Source organism: Spirosoma oryzicola, from assembly GCF_021233055.1.
GTDB classification, from domain to species: Bacteria; Bacteroidota; Bacteroidia; order Cytophagales; family Spirosomataceae; genus Spirosoma; species Spirosoma oryzicola.
This window is the reverse complement of record NZ_CP089538.1, coordinates 2167315-2192468: the sequence shown is the minus strand read 5'-3', so window position 1 is coordinate 2192468 and position 25154 is coordinate 2167315. Positions and strand designations below refer to the sequence as shown.

The 25154-nt window shown below is 48.3% G+C and carries 20 protein-coding genes; 10 read left to right on the top strand and 10 right to left on the bottom strand.

Going from position 1 to position 25154, the window contains the following annotated elements:
* Positions 1–56: 56 nt before the first annotated feature.
* The 4 genes from LQ777_RS08890 to LQ777_RS08875 all read right to left on the bottom strand — a co-directional run bounded on the left by LQ777_RS08890 (position 57) and on the right by LQ777_RS08875 (position 3029).
* The gene (locus LQ777_RS08890; RefSeq protein WP_232562164.1) at positions 57–866 is read right to left on the bottom strand and encodes a helix-turn-helix transcriptional regulator; all 810 of its coding nucleotides are present in this window, start codon (positions 864–866) and stop codon (positions 57–59) included.
* 672 nt (positions 867–1538) lie between these two features.
* A complete protein-coding gene (locus tag LQ777_RS08885; protein ID WP_232562163.1) occupies positions 1539–1913 on the bottom strand; it encodes a hypothetical protein in 375 nt (124 codons plus the stop codon).
* Positions 1914–2143: 230 nt separating this feature from the next.
* The gene (locus tag LQ777_RS08880; RefSeq protein ID WP_232562162.1) at positions 2144–2341 is read right to left on the bottom strand and encodes a hypothetical protein; all 198 of its coding nucleotides are present in this window, start codon (positions 2339–2341) and stop codon (positions 2144–2146) included.
* Between the two features lie 448 nt (positions 2342–2789).
* Positions 2790–3029 carry a hypothetical protein gene (locus LQ777_RS08875; protein WP_232562161.1) on the bottom strand — a complete coding sequence of 80 codons (240 nt, stop codon included), beginning with the start codon at positions 3027–3029 and terminating at the stop codon, positions 2790–2792.
* Positions 3030–3363: 334 nt separating this feature from the next.
* On the opposite strand from LQ777_RS08875, the gene LQ777_RS08870 reads away from it, so the two are divergent.
* On the top strand, positions 3364–3558 hold the full coding sequence (locus LQ777_RS08870) for a hypothetical protein (RefSeq protein ID WP_232562160.1): 195 nt from the start codon (positions 3364–3366) through the stop codon (positions 3556–3558).
* Between the two features lie 137 nt (positions 3559–3695).
* Here the strand turns inward: LQ777_RS08870 and LQ777_RS08865 are convergent, their stop codons facing one another.
* Together LQ777_RS08865 and LQ777_RS08860 are read right to left on the bottom strand one after the other, a co-directional pair.
* Positions 3696–4046, bottom strand: coding sequence for a DUF2200 domain-containing protein (locus LQ777_RS08865; RefSeq protein ID WP_232562159.1), 351 nt, complete (start codon positions 4044–4046; stop codon positions 3696–3698).
* Positions 4047–4290: 244 nt separating this feature from the next.
* The gene (locus LQ777_RS08860; protein ID WP_232562158.1) at positions 4291–6696 is read right to left on the bottom strand and encodes an ABC transporter permease; all 2406 of its coding nucleotides are present in this window, start codon (positions 6694–6696) and stop codon (positions 4291–4293) included.
* 418 nt (positions 6697–7114) lie between these two features.
* Here LQ777_RS08860 and LQ777_RS08855 point away from each other — a divergent pair, with 418 nt between their 5' ends.
* A complete protein-coding gene (locus tag LQ777_RS08855; protein ID WP_232562157.1) occupies positions 7115–8230 on the top strand; it encodes a DUF5694 domain-containing protein in 1116 nt (371 codons plus the stop codon).
* A 45-nt stretch (positions 8231–8275) separates the two neighbouring features.
* Here LQ777_RS08855 and LQ777_RS08850 read toward each other — a convergent pair whose 3' ends face one another.
* A complete protein-coding gene (locus tag LQ777_RS08850; protein ID WP_232562156.1) occupies positions 8276–8653 on the bottom strand; it encodes a hypothetical protein in 378 nt (125 codons plus the stop codon).
* Between the two features lie 670 nt (positions 8654–9323).
* Here LQ777_RS08850 and LQ777_RS08845 point away from each other — a divergent pair.
* On the top strand, positions 9324–12041 hold the full coding sequence (locus LQ777_RS08845) for a cellulose binding domain-containing protein (protein WP_232562155.1): 2718 nt from the start codon (positions 9324–9326) through the stop codon (positions 12039–12041).
* 727 nt (positions 12042–12768) lie between these two features.
* On the opposite strand, the gene LQ777_RS08840 is transcribed toward LQ777_RS08845, so the two are convergent.
* Positions 12769–13917: an acyltransferase family protein gene (locus LQ777_RS08840; protein WP_232562154.1), complete on the bottom strand. Its 1149-nt coding sequence runs from the start codon at positions 13915–13917 to the stop codon at positions 12769–12771.
* A gap of 303 nt (positions 13918–14220) precedes the next feature.
* Here LQ777_RS08840 and LQ777_RS08835 point away from each other — a divergent pair, with 303 nt between their 5' ends.
* The 4 genes from LQ777_RS08835 (at position 14221) to LQ777_RS08820 (ending at position 20432) form a co-directional block, all read left to right on the top strand.
* Complete coding sequence (locus LQ777_RS08835) at positions 14221–16596, top strand: choice-of-anchor Q domain-containing protein (protein ID WP_232562153.1); 2376 nt, start codon at positions 14221–14223, stop codon at positions 16594–16596.
* Between the two features lie 641 nt (positions 16597–17237).
* Entirely contained in the window at positions 17238–18179 is a 942-nt protein-coding gene (locus LQ777_RS08830) for a hypothetical protein (RefSeq protein WP_232562152.1), read from the top strand.
* A gap of 62 nt (positions 18180–18241) precedes the next feature.
* A complete protein-coding gene (locus LQ777_RS08825; RefSeq protein ID WP_232562151.1) occupies positions 18242–18826 on the top strand; it encodes an RNA polymerase sigma factor in 585 nt (194 codons plus the stop codon).
* Positions 18813–20432, top strand: coding sequence for a hypothetical protein (locus LQ777_RS08820; RefSeq protein ID WP_232562150.1), 1620 nt, complete (start codon positions 18813–18815; stop codon positions 20430–20432). Before LQ777_RS08825 ends, LQ777_RS08820 begins: the two co-directional genes overlap by 14 nt.
* 72 nt (positions 20433–20504) lie before the next feature.
* Here LQ777_RS08820 and LQ777_RS08815 read toward each other — a convergent pair whose 3' ends face one another.
* The gene (locus tag LQ777_RS08815; RefSeq protein ID WP_232562149.1) at positions 20505–21725 is read right to left on the bottom strand and encodes a hypothetical protein; all 1221 of its coding nucleotides are present in this window, start codon (positions 21723–21725) and stop codon (positions 20505–20507) included.
* A gap of 115 nt (positions 21726–21840) precedes the next feature.
* Positions 21841–22095 carry a hypothetical protein gene (locus tag LQ777_RS08810; protein WP_425276929.1) on the bottom strand — a complete coding sequence of 85 codons (255 nt, stop codon included), beginning with the start codon at positions 22093–22095 and terminating at the stop codon, positions 21841–21843.
* A 102-nt stretch (positions 22096–22197) separates the two neighbouring features.
* Here LQ777_RS08810 and LQ777_RS08805 point away from each other — a divergent pair, with 102 nt between their 5' ends.
* The 3 genes from LQ777_RS08805 (at position 22198) to LQ777_RS08795 (ending at position 24194) form a co-directional block, all read left to right on the top strand.
* A complete protein-coding gene (locus LQ777_RS08805; RefSeq protein ID WP_232562148.1) occupies positions 22198–22491 on the top strand; it encodes a TIGR03643 family protein in 294 nt (97 codons plus the stop codon).
* Between the two features lie 287 nt (positions 22492–22778).
* The gene (locus LQ777_RS08800) at positions 22779–23507 is read left to right on the top strand and encodes a hypothetical protein (RefSeq protein WP_232562147.1); all 729 of its coding nucleotides are present in this window, start codon (positions 22779–22781) and stop codon (positions 23505–23507) included.
* 72 nt (positions 23508–23579) lie between these two features.
* On the top strand, positions 23580–24194 hold the full coding sequence (locus LQ777_RS08795; RefSeq protein ID WP_232562146.1) for a hypothetical protein: 615 nt from the start codon (positions 23580–23582) through the stop codon (positions 24192–24194).
* The last annotated feature ends 960 nt before the right edge of the window (positions 24195–25154 follow it).

The window sequence follows — 25154 nt, the reverse complement described above, 5'->3', positions numbered from 1 at the left end:
CCTCAAATATCTGCAACTGGGTGGTTCAGAAATAGAACAGAATTAACCTAGGCGGCTTAGCCTACTATAAGTTGTCGATACTGGAACGGAGTGATCCCGTAATGCGCTTTAAACGACCGGATAAAATGGCTTTGATCCGCAAAACCGCACGTAAAGGCGATTTCCGTCAAAGCAACGCTCGGAATGAACATCAGTCGCAACGCTTTTTGAAGCCGTATCATACGGACATATTCACCAAAATGGCAACCGAAGTAGCCGGGAAACTGGCGGCAGAGATAAACCGGGTGCATCGATAAGTAGCCCGCGAGCTGCTCTAACGTCCACGGCTGTTCTGGTGCATCATGCAATAAATCCCTAAGTTGGGTTACCCAGACGGGCTTTTGCCGGTGAATTTTGGTTGGCACTGGCTTTACTTCGCTGAGCAGTTGGACAAGCAGCGAATTGATAGCTGTACGTTCTCCACCCGCACACAGTTTGGCTTCTTTGAGAATACAGTACATGAGTGTTTTAAGATGCGGATCGGGTAAATTCATGCTACCCTGCAAAGCGGCAGTAGGAAGGTCATACGCGTTGAACCAATCAGCATTGATTTCTACGTGAAAGCCGCGTGTATAGCCTTTGGGCTTGGTGTTGTAGTGAGCCTCTTGCCAATTGTGAAACAAAAGACTACCGGCTCCACAGTGGTACGTTTCTTTTCGGTTACCTTCCAGCACTTTTCCCTCCAGGACGAAGGTAAAGTAGGGATTCTCATGAAAATGCCAATCGACCCTGTCGTGGGTATACTCGGTATCCGTTAACGTCAGGCCACCAAGCCTGACCGTTTGGTTTGTCAGCCCGTAGAACTGGCCGTTTGTCAAAGCGTTCATAGATCACTTAGGATGGATTCACTACTACCAACAACTATCCGAGCATAGCAGCCTCTTATTCAGCCTACCGCATCAGACTTGACTTCTGCAGGGCCAACGCAGCCAGACACGAAGCTAACCTAATTTCTTATTCGTTTTTGCAAACGTATCAACAGCAAGCTGCTCAGCGAAGGCAGCCAGTACGGAGCACTTGGGTCTTGCACCCGCCTTTACCCAATTCTCATGTTGCGTCAACTAGGCTTTCTTGGGAAGCTAGGCATAAAAATGCCCAGTAGCTGCGGTCTACCAGGCATTTTTGAATCACTATACGCTTTATTATGGTATCTAGAAAGCCAGATTCGGCTTAATAGTCTGACTTATTCAACGCTTTCTCCCACTCTTGTTTTAGTTCGTTCAAACAAGAGCCTGGTAGCTGTCTGGCTAACCCATGGTCAGATTGGGATGAGCCATTGCTTACCTGAATGGCAGTATGTAGTTGCCCTACCAATTCGATAAGTTGCGATTGCTCCTCTGAATCAGCAAGATGAATATACTTTGCAACAAAACTAAATGCGTACCGCTCTAAGGCGTCCCCCGGTGATGGCATAAAGCTTCTAAGTTATCAGAACAAATTGTATAGGTTTATGACGTTTGTAAACTCCTCTGTTAAGTTAATCTATTTTTCATTACTGTTTACTCGTTTCGTTCGGATTCAAGCTGTTGCTTAATATCAAGGCACCATTGAAGAACAGTTTGTGTATGTTCAATCAGTTCTAGCGCTTCCAGCGCAAGATCTGCCTCGTCCTTAGAGGTCCTTATTCCTTTCTCCAGGTTAGTTAATCCGTATACTATTTTTTCCCTCAAGCGAATAAGCGCGATCAGTTCGTTTCTTTTATCACTGTCCGCTGGCTTCGTTAGGCAATAAATAGTTGTTTTCTCATCGATTGCGTCTTGTAAAATCGAATTCCAATGCTGAAGTTGGTAAACAGCCTCCACCCAGTCGCTAAGTACGCCTGACAACGGCTGACTCGTAGAATCATTAGTAGAGTGAATATTTCGCTTATTCATGATGCTTTTGGATGGATAGTCCCGTTTAAGGTTAGCTAGTGTCTTATCTGTTAGCAAATAATACAAACTTTTTTCGTATTAACTAATTAAAAATCAAATTATTAGTGAAATTTTCACATAGTATATAATTAAATATTCTCAATAAAATACTACAAGTTACATAAATGAAGTATTGTTAATAAAATACATTAATTAGTACTTTTCTCACCTGAAACAGGCAGCGTTTCAGTTTATTCCAGCAGTTCTTCCAGATTGGTTCGGGCCACAGCTAGTGCCGATACGACTACCCGAATCTGTTCCCAGATCGCTTCTGTATCCGCAGGATCGCTCTCCTCTTCAATATCACTTACCAGACGCTCCAGATCATCGTCAATATTGAGTAATTGGCTGGCCAGCATGGCGAGGGCTTGTTTATGCTCGGCTGTCATAAGTCGGTTTCAGTGGTTTAAACATTCGTGATTCGTTTGACGTGAAAGTCCTATCCGGCTAACAGGTTGGCCGCTGATCAAAACAAACGATGCCTGTTAACTCTTCGTTGATCTGGTAACAAAGCAGTAGCCTCTGCTACACCGGTGTCAGGCCTTGTAGCAGTTCTAATTTACGGCCAACCGCTTATTGTGGCAGTCTGAAAAATAAATAAACCGGTCTCAATGAAACCGGTTTATCCTCACACACCTTTGATGTACAACGTTATTACAACTCGGGCAGTAAGTTGTCTGTTGGAACCAATGAGTATTAGGCCAACAAGTAAGCCTGAACGCATTGCATCCAGGCTTACTTGATTGACTTATTTTATAAGCTTGTCTTTGTCCAATCGCTTCGAATGGGTCTCGAGGCAGCAGGGTGTTCAGTAGGTATCCGTTTTGACATAGGCTACTAGCTTGGTTTGTTCAAGACTTCCTCCCATTCCTGTTGCAACTCGCTCAAATAGGAGGCAGGTACTTGTTCCGTTGATTCATCAGGAGGTTGTGCCGAGCCGTCGGCAGTCAGACAGATAGTGTCCAGTTCTCTTATTAATTCAATAAGCTGCGATTGCTCCTTTGAACTAGCCAGATGGATATAGTTTACGACGACACTGAATACGTACCGTTCCAAAATGGCTCCTGATGATGACATAACGTTTATGGATTAGTGATTTGATTCGTGGTTTTGTTAATCTCAATACTGACCATGCCCAATAAATCGTTGACGCTGGATTGAGATGCTTAGGCGCCATCGGAGTGTTTGATTCTCCAATCGCTGTCTGTCCGAAGTACGTTGCAATCTGCCAGGTTATACCAGCCGGTATTCGCAAGCTTTCCTATTCAATCGACGAAAACGAGAGCAAAAGTAGTTTGAAGCATTGCCGACGGACGATAACAAATCGCACAAAAACTATAACATTTGTCCCAAACAGAGCAGAATAGCTATTTTTTTCAGCTAAAAGAGAGATTTTAGCGTGGAGGTATGGATGAAAAAGAAACGGCACTTGATGATTTTTCCATACGGCATTGGCTACCTGTTGATTAATGTACAGGAGCTTTTCGGTGCAATAAAAACCGCCCGGTATCAGCACATACCAGCCACCAACCCGGTCAGGTCAGATCGAGGTGGCCAATGCGTATCAGCAAGAATGCGCAATTTTATTGTCATGCAGGAAGCCTAGCATGAGCTGGACTACACCATAAAGACTTAGGGATGGAGGCCTGCGCTGGCAACCCGGTCGTCGCTGGGCTACCACAGCCCTGACCAATTTAGTTGGACTACCAACGCGGCTGGTTTATTCTACCAATCGGACCACTTTCACTTTCGCAGTATTTTCTCCATCGCCTTTCCTTTTGCCAATTCATCAATCAGCTTGTCCGTATAGCGAATCTGCTGCATCAGTTTGTCTTCGATTTCTTCCACCCGATACCCACAAATTACACCCGTAATCTTCGACGCATTGGGGTTAATTTGTGGCGCCTGGGTGAAAAAGGTTTCAATATTCGTTTTTTGATCGAGGTGGTGCTGCAAAGCTTGTTGATCATAGCCGGTCAGCCAAACGATGATTTCGTCCACTTCGGCTTTTGTCCGCCCTTTCTTTTCGGCTTTCTGAATGTAATGCGGGTAAACGCTGGCAAAAGCCATTTTGTAAACTCGTGTGTTGTTCATGTTGAGGAGGCTAGCAGGATTTCATTGGATACTGAACACTCCCAAAAGGTATTTACAAAGCCAAGCTACTTTATCTTAGGAAACGCCTTCACCCTCATAAAGCAGTGCTCAACCATGTAAAAAACAGCTTTTTGGGTTAGGTGGCCCTGTTTCCCATACGCAAAAACACGAAGGCCAAATCACGGCTATCGATAGTCGTGACTTGGCCTTTAGTTAACCTCGTCCTGCACTATTACACTCAGCCTTATTCGGAGCGAAGCGATTTGACCGGATTCCTCAGGGCGGCCCGGACACTTTGAACACTTATTGTCAACAGAGCGACTAAAACGGTAGTGAGCAGGGCGACCAAAAAGATACCCGACCCCAAGTGAATGCGGTACTGAAAATTTCCCAGCCAGCTATCCATGACCCACCACGCCACCGGAGCAGCCAGCACAAAGGCAAAACTAATCAGTCGCACAAACTCCCGGCTGAATAGCCACAGAATGCTACCGATGCTAGCCCCCAACACTTTTCGGATGCCGACTTCTTTTGTTTTCTGGGCAACCATGAACAGGATCAGTCCATACAGTCCCATACAGCCAATCAGCAAGGCAACCCCGGCGAAAAAGTTGACCAGTTTGCCCATCGTCTGCTCCTGTCGGTAGGCGTTTTCCAGCTGCTGATCAACGAATTCTGGTTCAAAAACACTACTGGTATAAACCTGATTATAGATTTTCTCCAACTGACTTAAGGTCCGGTGGTAATTGGACGATTGGAGTTGAATGTTGGCGGAGTAGTACCCATAGGCAAACGTGGTTAGGAACAAGGGAATAATGCTTCGTTTTAAGTCCTGCTGGTTGTAATCTTTCAGGACACCGACAATTTTCAGCGGAGCGAATCCACCTTTATAAAGCACTTTACCAACGACGCTGGCCGGACGGTCGAAACCTAACTGACGAGCAAACGTTTCGTTGACCAGGGCCTCCCGTGCGGTATCGGAGGGTTGCAAATTACGGCCAGCCACTAGTTTAAGGCCATAGAGGTCCACATAATCCGCATCGGCCCAGACCTGTTGGGGACTATAGGGCTCCTCTTCCGTACGGTTCTCGAAGCGAACCCTCGTCTGACTCGTCCAGTTTGACTGGGGGGGGCCAGCCATCGAATAGCTGAACTTAGCGACCTCCGGCAATGCAGCGACCAGGTGGTGGAAGGTGCTCATTTTAGTACGGTCCTGGCTAGGGCTGTCGGGCAGATGAACGGTCAGGATCGCGTCTTTACGAAAGCCGACGTCTTTGGTTTGTACGTAATGCAGCTGACGAGCGACCACCACGAGTCCGATGATGAGCAGTTGTGCAATGGCAAACTGCGCGACCACCAACCCCCGCCGGAGCGAAATACCACCGGCCTGTCGTGTGGTGAGCCGACCGGCCAGTACCACCGCAGGGCGAAAGCCAGCGAGCACCAGCGCAGGATATAAACCGGCCAACCCGATAACAGAGCTTACCAGCAGCAGTAACCAGCCCAGTACCGACGGTGTAAAGTAAAAGGTGAACCGGAAAGGACCGCTGAGGTATTCGTGCGCTAATAGCTGCCCGTAGTGAAACAAGCCAATAGCCAACGCCGTAGCAACCAGCACAATGAACGTGGTTTCTCCTATAAACTGCCAGAAAAGCTGGGTCGTTGTACTGCCCAGTACTTTCCGTACGCCCACTTCCCGCGCCCGGTTAAGAGCCTGGGCGGTGGCTAGATTGACAAAATTGATACTCGCCGTTCCAATCAGCAGCAGGCCAATGGCGATCAGCGCGACCAGTAGCTCCCGACCCACTCCACCCAACTCGGACGACAGGTGCATGGTGCTGAACAACACGGCTGGATAATCCGTCTCTTTGGCGTTTTTAGGATTATATTTTTTGACAAACGTCGGCAACTCGCGGTTCCAGTCAGCGGCTGAGAACTGGCTGTTAAATAGCGCGTAGCAATGCGTGCTGCCGTTGAGGTTGTCGAAAGGTTCGTTTTCGGGGCGGTTGCCACGTTGCTCCTTGAGCGATGCCCATGAAGCCATAACCGGATAGGCCAGGTCCGTATTGTCCCGATAATCGGCAAAAACACCCACGACCCGAGCCGGTATTCGGGCGTCCAGCCGAAGCGTACGACCAACGACATTCGTAGCACGACCAAAGCACCGACGAGCCATGTTTTCACTAAGAACTACCGTACCGGGTTGCCCAAGATCATCAGGCCCACCGGCCAGCCAGGTGTAGTCGAAGATGCGAAAAAAGGCAGGTTCGACAAACGCGCCGGCATACCGCTTTTCCTTTATTTTCTTGTCGGGCCTGCCAGCAACTGGCACTACGATCAGGGGCGAGTACCATTCTTCCAGCATTGCCAGCTGCTCGATACCAGGGTGATCGGTACGTACTGCTTTACCGAAGGGATAAGGCACACCCCGTATACTACCATTATCACCGGACGAAGTAAACCGAGTCGTGAATTGATAAATGCGGTCGTAGTGGTGATGATGCCGGTCGGTCTGATAATGGTAACGAACCAAGGCAAAAATCAGCAGGGCGCAACTCATGCCAAGAGCTAGTCCTGTGACATTGATTAATGCATACGCTCGATTCTTGAGCAACTGTCGCCAGGCAATAGTAAAGTAATTTTGCAGCATGGTAGCGAGCAATTAGGGCTTGTTGATCGGGCGGTCAATTACCATGCCAGGGCTCGAAAAGGTTGTTTACGGAGTCCAGTAACGATATGGGTTTGGCGTACTTGTCCACCAGCGGACAGGTCTTGTCCGGTTATGAACATCCTATAGGCTAGTCACCTGCTACCGTTTTGTTACGTACCATGACAAAAGGCAATCCAGTTGGTGATGTACAGCTTACGCTACCAGTTTCTGATATACAGACCCGCATCAAATCGAGAAGTCCCGCAGTTTGTTCAAAAGCCGCTGGTGATGAACCGTCGCTTACCGGATCGACCGATAACTGCTCGTCCCTACTCTATTTTCGGCAGAAACGTTCCTCTTTGGGCCTGAAGCAGCGAAAAGCCATTAGCTTTGTACAGCCGTCTAGATTTGTATTCGCATGTTGCACAGATTACTGGTGCTCGTTCTGCTATCGCTAAGTGTTTTTGAGTCTGCTCAAGCCCAGGAAAAAGAGTTTTTCAATCCGGCAGTAGCCAAACAGCAGTTGGCACTCCCGCCAACTCAGGTAATGGTTTTTGGTGTTTGGCACCTCGACGCGGCTTCAGCTAATTTTCAACTCGCCTGGTTGGAACCCATTTTGTGCCGCCTTCGTGCTTACAAACCCGATGTGATCTTGACGGAAGCTTTACCCGGAGAGCAAGTGATGGGTCTGGACGCCTATGCTGCTTATCACGGCGATGCCGGTAAGTATGCGGGGCCTACACTAGAAATGGCTAAATCGGCTCAAGCCGAGATGCAGCTCTCAGCGGCTCAGGCACTGGTAAAAGCGGACAGCCTTGCCCAACTGGGCCAATTAACGCCTGCGCAGCGAAGGCACTTAGCCGCTTTGTTTGTCGCAGCCGCCGAACCGTTTTCGGCCACCGTCCAATGGATGCGTTTGACACCAGTAGACCGAATCGCTCAGGATGGCGTTTCACCCTCGCTGGTCAAACGCCTTAATCGCTTTGTAGGTCTTCGGAGTGAGTTATCGTCAATAGCCGCCCGTGTTGCCGCCGATGTTGGGCTGGAACGAGTTTACGGCGCTGGCGACCATGCCAGTGACGTGGCCTTGCCCGACGATGCCGCTATGAAAGCAGCCGTCGAAGCCGAGCCTGGTCTCAAGGACTTGTTTAACCACAACACAACGGCTTTTCGCGCTGTTCCGGAAGATACCATGAAACTCGGATCGGCCTCCCAGGTCATGCCCATGTTTAAATGGAAGAATTCAAGCCGCTTTGCCGCGCTGGACGCCGATGCTCAATGGTTTTCGATGCTGCGTAGTGACAAGATGGGCCGTACAGGCCGTCAGCGAGTAGCCGCCTGGGAAGCCCAAAACCTCCAAATGGCAGTAGCGATTCGCGAAGCGACAGCGCCCATTGCCGGAGGACGAGCCTTGTTGATTGTCGGAGCAGCCCACAAGCCCTTTATCGAAGCCTATTTACGTACCTTCACCGACATCGAGTTGGTCTCTGTTCCGGCGCTACTTGACTCCAAACCGGTTGGCTGTCCTGACTAGAACGGAAGTAACTGAACCGCTGCATCAAAGTGCTTGCGATACAGATCAATTAGCGATTTTGTCGATTATATACTCTTCCGGCCCTTTTGTCGATCGTAAAGCAGCAGTCAGCATAAATTCACGTTCCGATTTTTCGGTGATCATAGACCGATTACCGTGTGCCGAGTGTACGACGAAGTAGTACTGTTTATTCGGCTCAAAATGGAGAAAGTACGTTTTACTGTCGATGACAATGCCAAGACTATCGCCCGGGGCCTGCACCCTAACCCATCTGTTCGACCTGACAATGACCGACTTCTTAGGGTCTAGGCTTGTTTTAAGTTCGGCAGACATGCCAATGGTCGTATTTAGGAAATGAATCCTGGCGGGCGATTGCGCCAGACTTTCCAGGCTGACCAAGCATAAAACGACGAGCGAAGCCATTAGTTTCATACAATGAAGTCTGATTTTGAGTTGTTTGCGACCAAGAGATGGTAATAATCTTTGTTGTCGTAGATACAAAGTAGCTATAGCCAACCTCATTGAACTGAGTGTTTAGATTTATCCATAAGCATAGTCTTACCAGTTTCTAATACCCAAAAACAACGCTTCATTAGACCTGCTCGGTTATTGGCAACTGTGTTAATCAATCTGATTACTGTATAACCGGACTTGCGCCAACCTGAACTTATTCACGCAGATACTTGCGAAGGGCTTGTATGCCTAAAATGCCCAGTGTTATACCAACTACGTAAGCGATAAGTTGCAAGAGTATGAGCACCCAGGGCAAGAAGAAAAAAGCAGAATTCTGTAACATGATTTGCGCTGTATAACTAATGTCATGCGAGGTACTACACTATAAGGCAAAATAAGCATCTCTTTACGCATCGAACGAGCAATACATAGGCCCACTAGAAAATCGGCGGCTCGACCAACAGGACCACTGACCGCCTGCCATGTATGCGAAACAACTTTTACGAGAAATCTCAATGAACGGCCAGTGTTTGGCGACTCAACTTAGCTTCTCTGCGCTTTTGGCACACGGATGATGCTTTTTGGCACGCTGGTGACGGCAATGAGCGCGTGCTTTGTGTATCACTTAACAGAGCCTATTATGAGGAACACACTACGTTTATTGTTCGTACTACTAAGCACCGCTGTCCTGCATCCGGCAAGCGGTACTAGTAAAAATTACCTTGCCAAAGCGGTCGGCACCCAAAACCCAGGGTGTGATGAAGTCAAAATTACCAAGCAACCGGAAGATTTTGTTGCGGCAAACGGGGGAACTATAACGATACCGGTCGAGGTAAGTGGCCCCGTTACCGACTTCAAATGGTATAAAGATGGGGGTGAGATAAGCGGCCAAACATCGGCTACCTTAGTACTAACGGGAGCAAATTCATCCTCCGCAGGACAATATAGGCTAGTGGCTACCAACTCTTGCAGCAGTGTCACATCAAATGCGGTTCAGGTGTCTGTGTTATCACCAACGTCGTTAGGCGGTATGATGTCTGTTTCGGGGGACTATGTGCCGGGAGGGCAGGTCACCTATCAGATAGTAGTAACCAATTATGGGCAGACCGCACAAATTAACAATCCAGGTGATGAATTTACGAATGTACTTCCTTCTTATCTGACGTACGCGTCATCATCCGCTAGTAGTGGTTCGACTAGCTTTAACGGCAGCAAGGTCAGTTGGAACGGAACGCTTATTCAGCTTAATCCAATAACGATTACGATCAAGGCCACTATAAAAAATAACGCTGGTGGACAAGTCATTACCAACCAGGGAACTGTTTATTATGATCGTGATGGTAACGGCTATTTCGCTGGTGGTAGCGGTACTAATGAAGAGACTAACCCAACCAATACTACCTCGTTTACCGTAAGTTGTGCGGATAGACCGCTACAAATTACCAACAGTGGTCCACTTACCTGTGCGGTATCGAGTGTGCAGCTGACCGTAACCGGTGGTGATGAGGGGTCTACGTATGTATTCAAACCCAGCGTTTTATCGGGTAGCGCGACTAGTCCTGTCGCGAGTGTTACACTGGCCGGAACCTATAGCGTGACAGCAACTAACCCTGGTGGCTGCACCGCAACAGCCGCTAATACCACTACGGTAGTCGGTGACAAGGTGGCGGCTGCGCTTAATTTTCAGAACCTAAACACCGCTTATTGCAAAAGTGTACCAGCGGTGCCTTTAATGGCGTCACCAGCGGGCGGCAAATTTACCATTAATCAGATCCCGTCTACTACGCTGACCCCATCTACCCTAGCGGCCGGTATCTACACAGTATCGTACAGCTACACCGCTGCCAATGGCTGCCAGAGTACAGTAGAGCAACAAGTGACCATCAACGAACTGCCTACCCCGACGATTGAAGGACTCGCCAATGCCTATTGCCAAAACGCAACCGCTGTTACATTATCAGGAAACCCGGCAGGAGGAAACTTTACGATTGATAATACAGCGGCTACCCAGTTTGATCCAGCTACCCTATCCGTTGGCCAACACACGGTTGTTTACACCTACACCAATGGCAGCAGTTGCTCCAATACGGCTACCCAATCGGTAATAGTTAATCCTTTACCCAACGTTAGCCTAACGGGCCTAGCTACGGCTTACTGTCAGGATGCCCCTGCCGTTACGCTAGCCCCGCTGGGTAATCCGGCCGGGGGAAGCTTTACCCTTGATGGCTCACCCGCAATGGTCTTTACGCCAGCAACGCTTTCGGTGGGTGATCATACGATTCGCTACAGCTACAGTGATGCCAATGGCTGCACCAACACCGCTACCAAAACCGTTACCGTCAAACAGACGCCAACATCCCCCACGGTGGTTACCCAGACGGGCGGGCCTTATCCGGCTGGTGCATCAAGCCTGACCATCTCGCAGAATACGGGTAATGTGATCCTGACGGTTTCAGGCTGCACCGGTAGTAGTATTAGCTGGAATGGGGGTAGCGCCAACACGCTGGCAGTCTCGACAGCCAATCTAGGAACCCAGACGTTTACAGCTACCTGCACCAGCGACGGCTGTACCAGTCCGCAGGCCACGGCCACCGTAACGGTAGTAGCGCCCACGCTGAAAGTGCTCTCGCGGGATCCCGACAACGGCCAGTTGAACAACAACACGATCAAGCCCTATCTGCTGCTGCAAAACGCAGGCTCCACGCCAATTGCGTATAGCAGCATCACCTTGCGCTACTGGCTGACCACCGAGAACAACGTCCCGTTACTGTTTCAGAAGAACTACGTACCGATTGGTCCCAACAACCTTAATCTGCGCTACGTACCGCTGAGTCCGGCTCGTCAGGGGGCCACAGGCTACATCGAGTATAGCTTCAATGCCGGAGCGGGTAACTTAGCATCAAATGGCGATTCGGGTCCGCTGGAGGTACAGCTCAACAAACAGGACTACAGCCTATTTGTGCAGAGCGACGATTACTCCTATAGCAACAACAACAGCTTTACGCTCAACCCCCGCATCACCGCTTACCAGAACGGAGTCATCTTCTACGGACAAGAGCCAACTGGTACGGGTGGCACCCGTGTGTCATCAGAGGAAGCGGGTAGTGGCCTGGTAGTGAACGTACTGGGTAACCCCGTGGTGGGCCAATCCGCCGAGATTGAAATTAGTGGAGCAAGTGGTCAGGCCGTGCATGTAAAGCTGGTCGACTTGCAGGGTAAAACGTTGCATAGCCAGAGCATCAGGGAAGCTAGTTCGGTAGAACGGGTGAGCCTGCCGCTAGGCAACGCACAAGGGTTGCTTCTGCTAGATGTGAGTACGGCTAGCCAGCGCCAACAAATCAAGATTTTACGACCTTAATTTTTCTAAACACACCCTCAACCAACAAGGCCCGGATCGTCACTGATTCGGGCCTTGTCGTTATTCCTGCTTGACGACTACTGAATCTTCTGGTTTACTTATCTGATTGCAGGGACAGGAGATCGATGCCGTAACGATTCGGCCCTGCGCGATCTGCTAATCTCTTTTTCGTTAGTCATTCCGCCCAATACGAAGTAAGGGCGCAACTCTGTACGGATCTAGCCACCATGACCGTTGAAGATAATTCGGCAAAGTGGCCTCGGGACTAAAGTCCCTACCATCCTATTATTAAAGTAAGCATTCGGCTCAGAACGTCTATAGCTCCGCCCGGCGGGCCTGCGGGCACAAAATACTGATGTTCAGCAGATTTCATCACCTAATAGCGCATCATCCTTTGGGTAGCGTCATGCGCGCTCGCCAATTGGTTTACGAGCCCTCAAGCCGGTATCACCACCATATGAATGCCCAACCACAGGTCGAACCTTATGGTATCGATCAGTTACCTGACTGATAATAGGTATTTATAACAAGGCTTTTCCGGATTTGATTAGGTGAGTACCAGCCGCTATCGCATGATGTAAGTAAGATTGCTCGGTAGCTGTTGCACAATTCTCTCTAGGTTTAGCAAACAAGCGAGGCTGTGGGTAGCAAAGATTTGTAGAGGACATACCCCCTTTAACGACAAAAATTTGTAAGCTTCCATCAGCAAAATGGGTCACTAGTATGGTTAGAGAACCGTGTCGGCCCCTGGAATCATCAACACTAATCGGCCTACTAAAAATGAACCGATGATGGCTAACGGTGCCACCAAACCCAGCTTAAGCAAAGGATCAAGTGCCAATCCAGCTACTAGCAAGGACAAACCGACAACAATCAGGGGGTGGAAAATATAGGTGCTATAGGCGCTTCGAGCCAGCTTGTCCAGAAGCATATTCTTTTCATTCCAGTATCGTTTGCTATAGCTTAGCAAGGCTACGCTGATGGATATTCCCGTTAGCTGCTCCCACAGGCATAAGAATAGCGACTGGCTGTTCCAGCCACCACTGAAGTTTTTCATGGATAACCCTAGTTTCGTTGATACTACAAACAGCAATGGAAAACCAATTCCAATACAACCCAAGGCTAGCCAACTAAACCGCTTTCCTTCTGGGCGTGATAAGCCATCGAGCCACTTATTTTGGCGAGCTACTATTCCTACTGCGAATAAGGCGATATACTGAGGGAAATAACAAAGCTGAAAGCCCAGACCAGGTATGACCCAACCGACGGGAAAAACCAATCGAACCAGAAAACTGACTGCGCTAATCACAAGAGCAAACAAAAGAATACCGCTCATGGGTGGTAGTTTAGTGACGTAGTGGAGTGAGTAGCGTTGCCGCAAGAGTACATACAGCAAGTTGAACAGCAGTAAAGCCGCCACAAACCACAACACCCCCGAATCGATCCAGTCGTCATAGCCGGTCAAAAACTGCCCAAAGGTGGCCTTTTGATGATGTCCGTAGCGATAGATCAAAAAATTGAGGATGGGTGATAGCACCAGTGAATAGAACACCAGCGGAATACCCAGCCGCTTGAGTCGATCCACTACAAATGCCCTGGCTCCCTTCCGCTGGTAGGAAGGCTCCACGAAGTAGGCGGAAAGCAGAAAAAATAATCCCATAAAAAAGGATTGGTTAGTGGCCACAAATAGGGTTAAGCCAAACAGAGCAGCCAGTTGGGTTGTGGGCTGACGAAAGTACCAGCCACCAGGCGCCCCGTAGGTGATGCAAACGTGGTGCAAGATGACCAGCAGGGTCAGGAGTACTCGGGTGTAATCGAGATAGTTTATTTTTGGATGGGGGTTAGTAACTGGGGAGGACGTAGTTGATGGTAGCATGGAAGCGATGTGAAAGGGGGTAGACTTATTAACCAAAAGTAACAAATATAGGTAGCGGTAATTAATTGGCAGGCCGCATCGGTTGATTGCCGGTATAATGATTCTACTTGAGCAAAGTAAGTAACCAGTTAAGGTTAAGTCAGGCTCTTGTGCGATGAAATGTCTCTTTCATAGAGCTACATCTTAGATGGATGGTGTACGTTAGGCCCTTGAAATCTCTAGCCCGGCTCCTTTTAATCTTCTCCTTATCAGTATCTTTACGAGGATAAACGATTCGTAAACTCCCCCTAAACATTGATTGACTTGAAACACATCTATCTTATTATTTCGGTTTGCTGTTTGTTCGTACTGACTAGCGTTGCCCAGACATCAACTTCCTGTAATTGTGCCGTCACCATCAACGCTGGCGGCACCTACCAGAATACGAAGCTAAAGCTACAGCCCGGACAAACCTTATGCATTCAGGCCGGCCACTACGACGCTATCCGGCTGGTCGGCTTTGTCGGTAGCGCCACTAACCCCATCCGGATCGTTAACTGTGGAGGCCAGGTTGGCCTTGGGTCTGAAACCAGCAACGCGCCGGGACTTGAGATGCAGGATTGTAAGTATGTTCTACTAAGTGGCTCGGGCGACAGTTCAATTCCGTATGGCATCAAGATTGACAAATCAAAGGCGGGCGTGTCAGCCGTTTCGGTAGGTGGCCTAAGCTCCAATTACGAAGTCGAGCGGGTAGAGGTAGCCAAAGCCGGTTATGCGGGCTTTTTCATGAAGACCGATCCGGGCTGCGATACCACGGCCAACTATCCCAACTTTACGATCAACGATGTAAAAATTCACGATAATTATATTCACCACATCAGTGGTCCGGGCATGTTCCTGGGTAGTGGCTACACGATGGCTGCTGGCCGGACGATTACCTGCAACGGGGTAAACAAGACGGTATACCCAGCGCAGACCTATGGCATGCAAGTCTACAACAACCGCATTGAGCGGACCAGCAGCGCGGCTATGTGGGTTAACAACGCCCCCGATGCCAATGTACACGACAATACCACGCTTTATAACAATCTGGGCTCGGTGCCGGCTGGCTGGCAGGTGGGCGGATCGGCCGGTAGTGGCTGCGACTACACGATCACGAAGGCCGGTGCATACAACAACTGGCTGCTGGAAGTCGCACCCGGCAAAAAGGTGTGTGTACAGTCGGGGTTATATGACAACATCACCCTAGCTAATTTTGCCGGTACGCCCACTCAGCCAATTCGCTTCGTGAACGCTGGCGGGCAGGTACTGGTCCAGTCGAATGCTGCCACCAACACGCTACAGCTGAAAAACAGTCGCTATATCGCCCTGAGCGGTGCGGGGGATGCGGCTTATCCGTATGGCTTTAAAGTTAACAACCAAAATACGGGTGGTTACATGGGTATCTCGGTAAGTGATCTTAGCTCGGATGTAGAAATCGATCATGTTGAGGTAGCCAAAGCGGGCTTTGCGGGGATCATGGCCAAAACCGATCCGGGTTGTGACTCCACCACATGGCGGTCCAACTTTACGATGTATAACGTCAAAATCCACGACAATTACATCCACGACGTGGGCGGTGAAGGGCTCTATATCGGCAATTCGTTCTTCGGTGATGGGATGGCGGTAAGCTGTAACGGGGTAACCAAGCAGGTCTACCCCCACCTCATCTACGGCCTCGATATCTACAACAACCGCATCGAACGGACAGGGGCAGAAGGTTTGCAGTACGGCTGTGCGCCCGACGCCAAAGTGCACCACAACTGGCTGAAAGACACGGGTATCTCACCCTTCGCCAACTACCAAAATAATGGCCTACAGGTGGGTGGGGGCGCTGGTGGCGAGTGCTACAATAATACCATTCTGAATGCATCGGGGGTCGGTCTTATCATTGTGGGGCACTGGGGTAATAATCGTCTGTACAACAACGTCATCAGTCAGCCGGGCAGTGATGGCATTTTCTGCGATGAGCGGACAGGGTCCCTGCCGGATACCTATGTGCAACTGATCAACAACACCATTAGCGGTTGTGGCCGCGATGGCATCCGGCTATACAATCAGATCAATGTGAACACCATTGCCAACAATGCCATTACCAATTATGGAGCCAGCGGGGCAGCAAGCAACGGCTACGTTGGCAAAGCGGTTGTTTTTCAGCAGGGTGCTACGGCTACAATGGTCAATAATTATACGGTAGCCGCCAATTCAGCGGCTGGATTTGTGGATGCGGCCAACGCCAATTTTGCCTTATTTTCGACTTCTCCGCTGATTGACGCGGGTGCCAATGCCGCCCAATGGGGTGTTACGATTGCCCAGCAGGATCAAACCCGTCCCCAGGGAAGCGGCTATGACATCGGCGCGTTTGAGTTTGTCCCATCGGGTGCCCGTCAAGCCGCCAGTGCATCGGCCGACTATCCTGCGCTGGAGGCACAGGTGTATCCGCTTCCTGTGCAGGATCAACTAACGATCCAGGTTCCGGAAGGGATCTATCTTCAACAAATTGAGGTATATTCCTTGCAAGGCAAACGAATTCAGCAGATAGCCCTAAGCGGAACGCCCACGACGCATACGCTGAATAGTCACGACTGGCCAGCAGGCTTGTATCTATATTTGGTACTGACCAATAAAGGTCATCTCCAGGGGCGTTTGGTAAAAAAATAGGCAACAACTGCCAGAGGTACGAAACAGGAGTTGTTCCGAAAAGTACTCCACGGATAAGCTAAGCCGATTCGAATCTAGAAACGCAGTGCCTAGGCACTGCGTTTCTGTTGGGTGCCGACCCCAACTGAAGGATACCCCACCCTATCGTTTGTGGTTACACAACCACTCAACTGACTTCCTTGATTTTAAGTGGAGTCTATGTCGCGTGGTGCCATTCACCCAGTTCAATACGAACGCCCGCTAGAATTGTCCCCATAAGGCCCGGGTCAAAATCAGATTCCCAATACTCCCTATTCAGCAATCACAGAAAGGTAATTTGCTTGATCAGGCTAACTCACCCAAGCGTAAGCACCAATCGAGTCGTTTTTCAAGAACAATACCCTGACAGAGGCAACGTGCTGTACTTAGTCGAGACTGTATTGCTGTCACACCGCTATCGTACAGATGCGACAGCGGACGAATTAATCAATCGCCTTTGCCGTACATTTTATATAGGCCATGGTTACACTTCTGCTATTACCTACAGGCAACCATTGTGGTTGAGTAAAAAACAAACTAATTATTCGTTAACGATGCAACGTTTCTATCTGTAAAACCAGTCGCTGTATTGATAGGCATAAAATCCCGTTGATTTGACATTCATGAAGTATTTACTGGTAGCTGCACTGCCGCTATGGCTACTGGCGTGCAATAGCATTAAAGATATACAACCCCCCGATCCGGATGGCGTACCGGTTACGGCAGTACAAGCCATTAAAAACAGCTATCCCCAGGCCACCAATATCCTCTTTACGACCCTGACCAAAAATCAACTTTGGCGGGCTAACTTTACGCAGCGTTCGATCAACTACCAGACGCAGGTCAATGCTACCGCTATCGTTTCGGCCGTATACAAAGAACTCGCTCCTGACTTTGCACCCTTCAAGAATCTTACCGATAAACTAGCCATTCAAGGCGGTAGCTTTTCTAAGTTACAGGGTATTGACAACGATACGAGCCAAACCCGCTTGATGCAGTATACGTTTAATGGTGCAACCTATCAACTTATCTACCAACCCGGAGTCAATAATCAGGCACTACTAACGCTCACGCCTTTGCTGGTTTACACCATCACGGATCTGAACCAGTTGCCCCAGCGCACGCAGAACTTTTTTGCCAACCATACCTCATCGCTACGCTTCGTATCCGGCAACGTTATCCAGCAAACACCCAATAAAATAACGTATTGGCTTGAAGCTTCTCTGGTTGGCGGACAAACCACCGTATCGAGAAAGGTTCAACTTTTCTTTGACACGGAGGGTAATTTAAGCTGGATCGAAGCCAATGCCAACGGAAATCCTATTGGCTATACGAACAATGAGCAAGTCGGAGATGCATCGCTGCTGGCAGCGCTTCGCGCCGACTATCCTTCCTTCGACGCGTCCCCGACGATGGCTTTTGAGACCTATTTCGACGGTTTGGTCAGCGTGCGCTATGCGCTACAACGCATAACGCCAACCACGACAGAGACCTGGGATATAGGGCTGCAATGGCCCAGTGGGCAACGGGTCTATACCCGCTTTCAAGCGCAGTATAAGCCCTAGCCAAACCAGATAAATCTGGTTCCCACTGATTTGTTTTTGTTGTTTACCCGCCCGCTTTCTTCATGAAGCTATTTCGCCCTAAATATACCCGGTCACTCCGCGAGCTTGTTGAAGCCTGCCAGAAACAGGATTCGCGGGCTCAGGTGTTATTTTATGAACGATACAAGGGTAAGCTAATGAGCGTTTGTGTACGGTACACCAAAACCCTGGCTGAAGCCGAAGATATTTTTCAGGAAGGTATCCTGAAGATATTTGAGAAGATAACGGAACTTCAACAGCCCGAAGCGGTTGACAGTTGGGTGAAAACCATCATGATCCGCCACGCCATCGATTACTACAACAAAGAAACCCGTAAACAAAACCGCTATATTTCGGCCCAGTTGGTAGAACCTGATATTGAATCAGACGATTATGTGAATCTCTTTAGCAAGCTGTCAATTGACGTACTGCTGCATACAATTAATGAGTTGCCAGATGGTTATCGGATGGTCGTGAACCTGTATTTTATTGACGGATACAAGCACACCGAAATTGCACAACTACTGGGCATTTCGGAGGGAACATCGCGCTCCCAACTCGCCCGAGGCCGCCAATTGCTGATCAAGAAATTAGAACTAAAAGGGATTAGCCATCATGAAAACTTCTGAGGACAAGCGAAACGAGACCGTACAGAAGCTGCTTCAACGTTCATTCAAGGCTCATGAAGTAGATCCCGGAGCCGCTATTGATGCTAAAATTCATCGGGCTTTGGCTCAGCAGTCAACTCCGCAGAGCCGCTATCAGCCGCTCCGCAAGGTTGTCCTGTTAGCGGTTCTCTTTCTAAGTCTAGGCTTACTGCTTTTTACGTATCTAAAGTCGGACTCGTCAATGGTTCAACGAGTTGAAGGAGTAAAAGTGCCCCAGCAGTCATTTTCGAAACACCTTACGACTCCGAAAGAGACCTCATCGAGTAATCACCCTCACCGCTTAGCCGAAACAGGTTATTTAATGAAAGAAGCCAAGACATCCAGTCGACCCAATACAAAAGAGGGGATAAAAACGTCGGTGCTTAACGGACAGCTGGTTACTATAAACGATTTAGCATCAGGGCTTGAGCAGCAGGAACGCAGGCAGGAAACCCCACTAGGAGATTTACTTACCGAACAGGATAGAGACCAGAAGCGGTCAAGCGTTGCCGATCAACAGCCACTAAAACAGGGTCTTCAGACGCATCGCTTCGGTTCTAAACAACTGTTACGTGAACAGTCAACTGGCTTGATAGTAGGACGAAAAGGGATTAGGAAATTGGTTAATTCAGAACAACATATCGGTGTAGAGCCGAATCCCTCTCGTCAGCCACAATCTGAGGAGCGCAAGGGAGCAGATGAACCTATTAGTCATCTGTATACCCAAAAGAGGGTAAACGTGCCAATGGAATTGACTTCACGTAGTCGTGACCCGGAGGTATTAGCGGATGAGCGAAATACGTTTCAATCAATAGAACCTATTCCCTTGAGGTTGTTTCCACAATCATTCTCGTTCGTTCGTATTCATAGTCATGCAGGGCTTATTCAACCTATACCTGCCAGCGCCGTTTCATACCCGAGTCCGCAGAAGTTTGAGAAACAGCATCGTCGGAAACTGCATAGCCAAAGCGCGACCAATAACACCGGCTATACCTGGCTGGTTAGCGTAGTTCCCTTAACCACGCTGCAACGAGTTGTGCTCCTACCCAAAGCCGATTCCAGAGTGCAGGATGTGATCTTCCCGAATGGGTTAACGCAGACGAGTGGCTTTAAGGCCAGCCTGGGCATCGAGAAAAAGGGAGTTCAAGCAACACTCAACGTAAGTCAATTTCATCTCCGCTCGTATTACCAGTATAGCACCGATCAGTATGTAGTAGACGAAAATGCGACGAATCAGTATACGATCAAGCGGCTGGGCGTCACGGACACAACGAATTTCAGCGTACAGACGATTGGTTTATCGCTCAGAAAGCAAATCCATTTTGGTAGCCCTCTTGTTGGCCGGCTCTTTACGACGATAGGTGCCGAGTACGCTCATTCATTTGCCGGCCCCACGAATCAGTTTTTCTTCGTTAACCTGACGGCGGGCAAACATATTGCCTTAAGTCGTCAGGCGGCTCTGTCTATTGGGCCGTATCTGGACTATAGCTTCACCCAGTTATTGACCGCCAATCAGCTTCGGGTACGTCCTTATCAGGTTGGTTTATCAATTGGGTTGCGGCTTGGACATCCGGCTCAGATTAAGTGACAAGAAACGGGAGTAGTCAAGTCAATAAATCGACTACTCCCTTGAAAGGCATTGTTTAGCCTCTAATTGACCTTATAGGTTTTTGTATCGAGCAACAAACGTATTTACATTAGCCTGACGAGTCATATTGAAGATAGTTGTATGACCACTACTACCTACTAGATTGCCCAATTCGTCATAGTTGTATGCATTATCGTACGCATAATAAGTACCTCGTTGCTCTGCCGCTAGCTTGTCACTTACGTATTTATGACTAAACTCTTCACTAGTCAGTTTATTCCACTTATTGAGTCGCCACTTGATCTGCTGAATAGAGGCTAGCTTTTCATTAGGAAGTAGGGTTAAGTCGAAGGTAGGTTGGGAAATTTGATTCCAGTTAATGTCCCAAAGCTGGTAGATTGTAGCGGTAATCAGGGTTTCCTCACCCACATACTCATAAGTAACGACCCGTGGCCGCTCATTCCAGAAGACGCCATTGTCGAAGTAGGTAAAGAGCAGATCTTGTTGCTCGGCTCGCTTGGCGAAATTATAGTTGATCAACTTGCCCATCTCTTCGGAGCGAGGCTTGAACGGTAAAATAAAAGACAGATTGGTCACTTGGCGACTAAGTCTACCTTGCTCGTCATAAGTGTTGTTTTCAAAACCTGCGGACCCAACAATTCGTCGACTAACAACCCGTTTGTTGGCGTCGAATACGTAATCCCACTGCCTTCTAACAGGTTTTTCGGCGGATGGAAGGCTTTCGTCAAGCACGTTGCCGTTAGCATCGTAAGTAGCTTTATAAGTAATCTGATTCCCTTTCTTTTCCTCAAGCAGTAATCCCTGCTCGTTAAAGCGTCGAACGAATTCGGAAAGAATTTTCTTTTCGCCTTTCTTAGCGTTGACGGAATACGAAATTTCGTGGGTGATCTTACCTGTATTGCCTAGATACTCATATTCATTAACGATTTGTTGGTCGGGTTCATAAACAACGTATCCAGGGCAACATGAAGCCATTCCTCGTTGATCATAGACTTGCACCGTTTTTTTAACGCGTGCCTGTGCATCGTACTCTAATTTAATGGAACTGGTGTACCTACCCTCCGGCGCTACGTCCATATTGTGATAAATAGAAGTTTTGGCCATCGTCGGCAGGCCATTGGCATCATAGTCGGTTACTTCGAAGGTTCCGGGAAAGCTGTTGCTGTAGATTAGGACGCTTCGATTAGCGGGTGGAGCAGCCGGTTCAGGTTGACGATCTTTACAGGACCAAAGGGTCAAACTTAGCGTAAACAAGAAAAGTATTCTTCTCATATTAGGATTTGGTAAACAGTGTCAATCATTTACACAGACCACCAAAACCGCTCCTACCGCTGCACGTGAGGTAGTGAAATATAAGTGACTCTACTTTCCCCAATAGATATGCCGTTTAGTCAAGCTCATAAAATCGCCACTTAGTCCTGAAATCCTTTGGTAAAGACTGATTCGTCAGGATGGCACGGATCATTTCGACGGGCATGGAATTAATTTGCAGAACGGCATCATGAAACTGTTTGTAGGTCATTTTTCCTGTATCAACCAGTTCTTTTTTGAACGCCAGAAACTGAAAACCGCTGAGTCTGTAACCAGCAAAACACAAAAACACGGTGTTTTTGGTGTTACGATCGATTGTTGACCAAATCACGGTAGTGGTATGATCTCAACGAACTCCCGTTTTCTAACTGCCGCTTAGCCAATGAGCTATTGGTGAACGTAACTCTTCAGCCACTTCTAAGGTTATTGTTCTATGAAAACGCAATTCCCTACACATTCACTAAGTCAAGACGAGCTAGATCGATTGATCGAAATGGCTTGGGAGGATCGCACTCCCTTTGAGGCCATCCAAGTCCAGTTTGGCCTACCCGAGTCAGCGGTAATCCAACTCTTACGGAAGCACTTAAAGCCTGCTTCCTGGCGTCGATGGCGGGCAAGGGTGCAAGGCCGGTCTACCAAGCACGCAGCCTTATCGAGTGGTGTTGGTGATCGGTTCAAGTCTGCTCAGCAACGTTTGATAAGCCAGAACCGGATTAGCAAGCGTTAGCTACCCCTGATCACCTCCGACTAACTGTGGATCTCTGGCTTCGGTCAAGCTGGTGAGCAAAAGCCAACTCGCTTAATCGAAGCTGGCTGCTTCCCTTTGTAATTAAGTGTGCCTTGATCAAGGCTTTACTAAGTTGGGAATGGTAGGAAAACTTAAAGGCTACCTCTGGTGACATTAACTAGGTGTCTTAGAAAAACGGGTTTTTGATGAAACGGCTTATCAACAAGTATTTATCCCCAAATTTTGTACTTTAGCTAATAGACTAGTAGTTCGTCTCCCTCGCTCGTATGAAGACTTGTTACCTTATTAGTGGCCTGCTACTGCTTAACGCCCTGGTAGCTAAAGCACAGTATAATGAACTTAGTACGCAGGTTGGGAGTAGTTTATTCGCTTTCCATGGCGATCGAGTCGTTCATCAATCGTTCTTTACCATTCTTCGAGAGTCTACCCCCGCCACTGTTGGTTCACCTTCCTATACCAATGACCCCTGGAGTAGCCGCAGTAGCTTTTCCTGGACGGTCAATATGCAGGCGCAACATGTAAGCAAAAAGAACATGATTGCGGGACTTCAACTAGCCTATGAGTCACTAGCGACAAAGACTAAAATAATTGGTGGTAGCGATCTGGGACAATTTATTGCTTTTCAGCAAGGAAGTTCCCGATTTACCTACGAGTATATTAATCTGCACCCTTTTGTCGGCCAGCGTTTTGGCAACCGGCAAACAAGTTTGGATTTGACCGCTGGTCTTGATGCAGCAATTAGTTTAGCGAACTGGGAAAAAGGAAAGGGCGTAACAGCAAGCAATGACGTCTATCTAACTTATCATAAACACGCGGTTCCAGGCCTGGATTTACGGGCTCGTTTGACGGCAACCGCTTACTATCAAAATGTGGGCTTGAGTGTGAGCTACGCGCATGGGTTGACCGACTACAGTGCGGGTTCGATGGGAAGAGTGGGTTCAGCGACGACTAGTCAAGTCTGGCGAATCAGTGCCAGTTATCGATTACTAGAATAAAGCCTTTTTGCAGCCGTACGGCGATCTGTAGCTACGCCACCTACATAACAGGAAACTCTTACCCTTAACGCTATGTCAACTCGTTCTTTTCACATTCTTACCTTTTGGCTACTAACGACTACCCTGGCTAGCGCCCAGACGCTAACCAAAGCAAACTACTTTGGCGTTCGAGCCGGATACCTCAGAGCATCCACTAGTGTCACTAGCTCTCGTAGTGATATGAGGTTCTTGGGCGTTGCTCCCCTAAATAGCTTTTACGCAGGCGCTTTCTATCAGCATACATTGTCTGCTTTGCTAGTGTATCGAGTAGAGATAAACTATCAACAAAAGGGGATTGAGTATCAACTGCCGAATGGCGATCTGGTCAGTCGGCAAAAATTCTATTATGCCAGTTTGACGCCCTTAATTGGTATTACACCCATTAAAGGCTTCGGTCTTTTTGTGGGTCCGGAAGCGAATGTTTCTCTAGGCCAAAATGTAAGAAATAATAATGCGGCCCCCATCGAAGTAGGCATCAGTAGTCGCCTATCGTACCAGTATCGATGGCTTGGTTTAGAAGTAGGTTATTTTAAAAGTCTGAACGAATTTACATTCTTGGATTTAGGAGCCCGCTTTGGGTTTACCAACCAGACTTGGCAGGCTGGTCTATCGTTTGTTCCTGGTCTACTAAAAAAAGAGGGCCGGTAGTAGTTGGCAATAAAGTGCTCCTATCTGAGACCATAAAACTTTCGTGTGTCCGCTCCTTACTGTCAATACAAGCGCCCGCATTTGTGCCGCTCGATCTAGTAGCTTTCTTAATAGTTGATAGGATAGGGCAAAATTCCCGCTAGCAGACGCCAGCGGGAATCACGTATCAGTTCGGCTAACTAACGGCGTCTATCTCGTTATGTATAGCCTTGTTCACACGTCGCCGATACGATGCACTAAATACGGATTGGTTAGTTAGCCTGGATTACCTTCTATTCAAAATACGGAGAATACCCCAGTCAAAGCGGAGAAATACCCCGTTTAACGAAATGGCTAAAGCGTAACTTGTGCTGATGACCATCGAAGAGGATACTAAGTTCTGGAGACGTGGATCGTTGAAAGAAGCCTGACTGTTACCTACCCGACATGTTTAGGTGATCCGTCAACCTTATCTTAATAAAGTCAGCCATAAAAGTGGATCAACTGACTTAAGGCGCTCTATTCACGTTACTCGCTAAAGCAGGTAGTAGCTTTCACCGTATGTAACTAATATGAAGTTCGCTATCGCATATTTACGATAGCGGTACGATTACTCTACGATTGCAGTGCGACAAACTAAAACAGTAAAAACAAGTAAGCGCATTTTTGACTTTTCGCTTCCTGTCTTTGCCATCGATGACTTCAAAGCCGCCTAAGTACTGCTTATCAAACAGGCTTAAACTTCCGTAAATATGCGGAAGTGACAGATCGATTCGCCTTTTCGCTCTCAATAAGTCATGAATAAGAGCAATGCGTAGGCATAGAATCGCAAAATTAGCCCCGTCACGCGACGATCTACAACAGAACGCATCTCATCTGAACATAGAATGTGTCTTAAATCAAACGTTTTTCTATCAACTGTACAAACGACCTGTCAACCGCTAGTACCGCAACACATGCTTTGTTTGCCCCTATATTGCT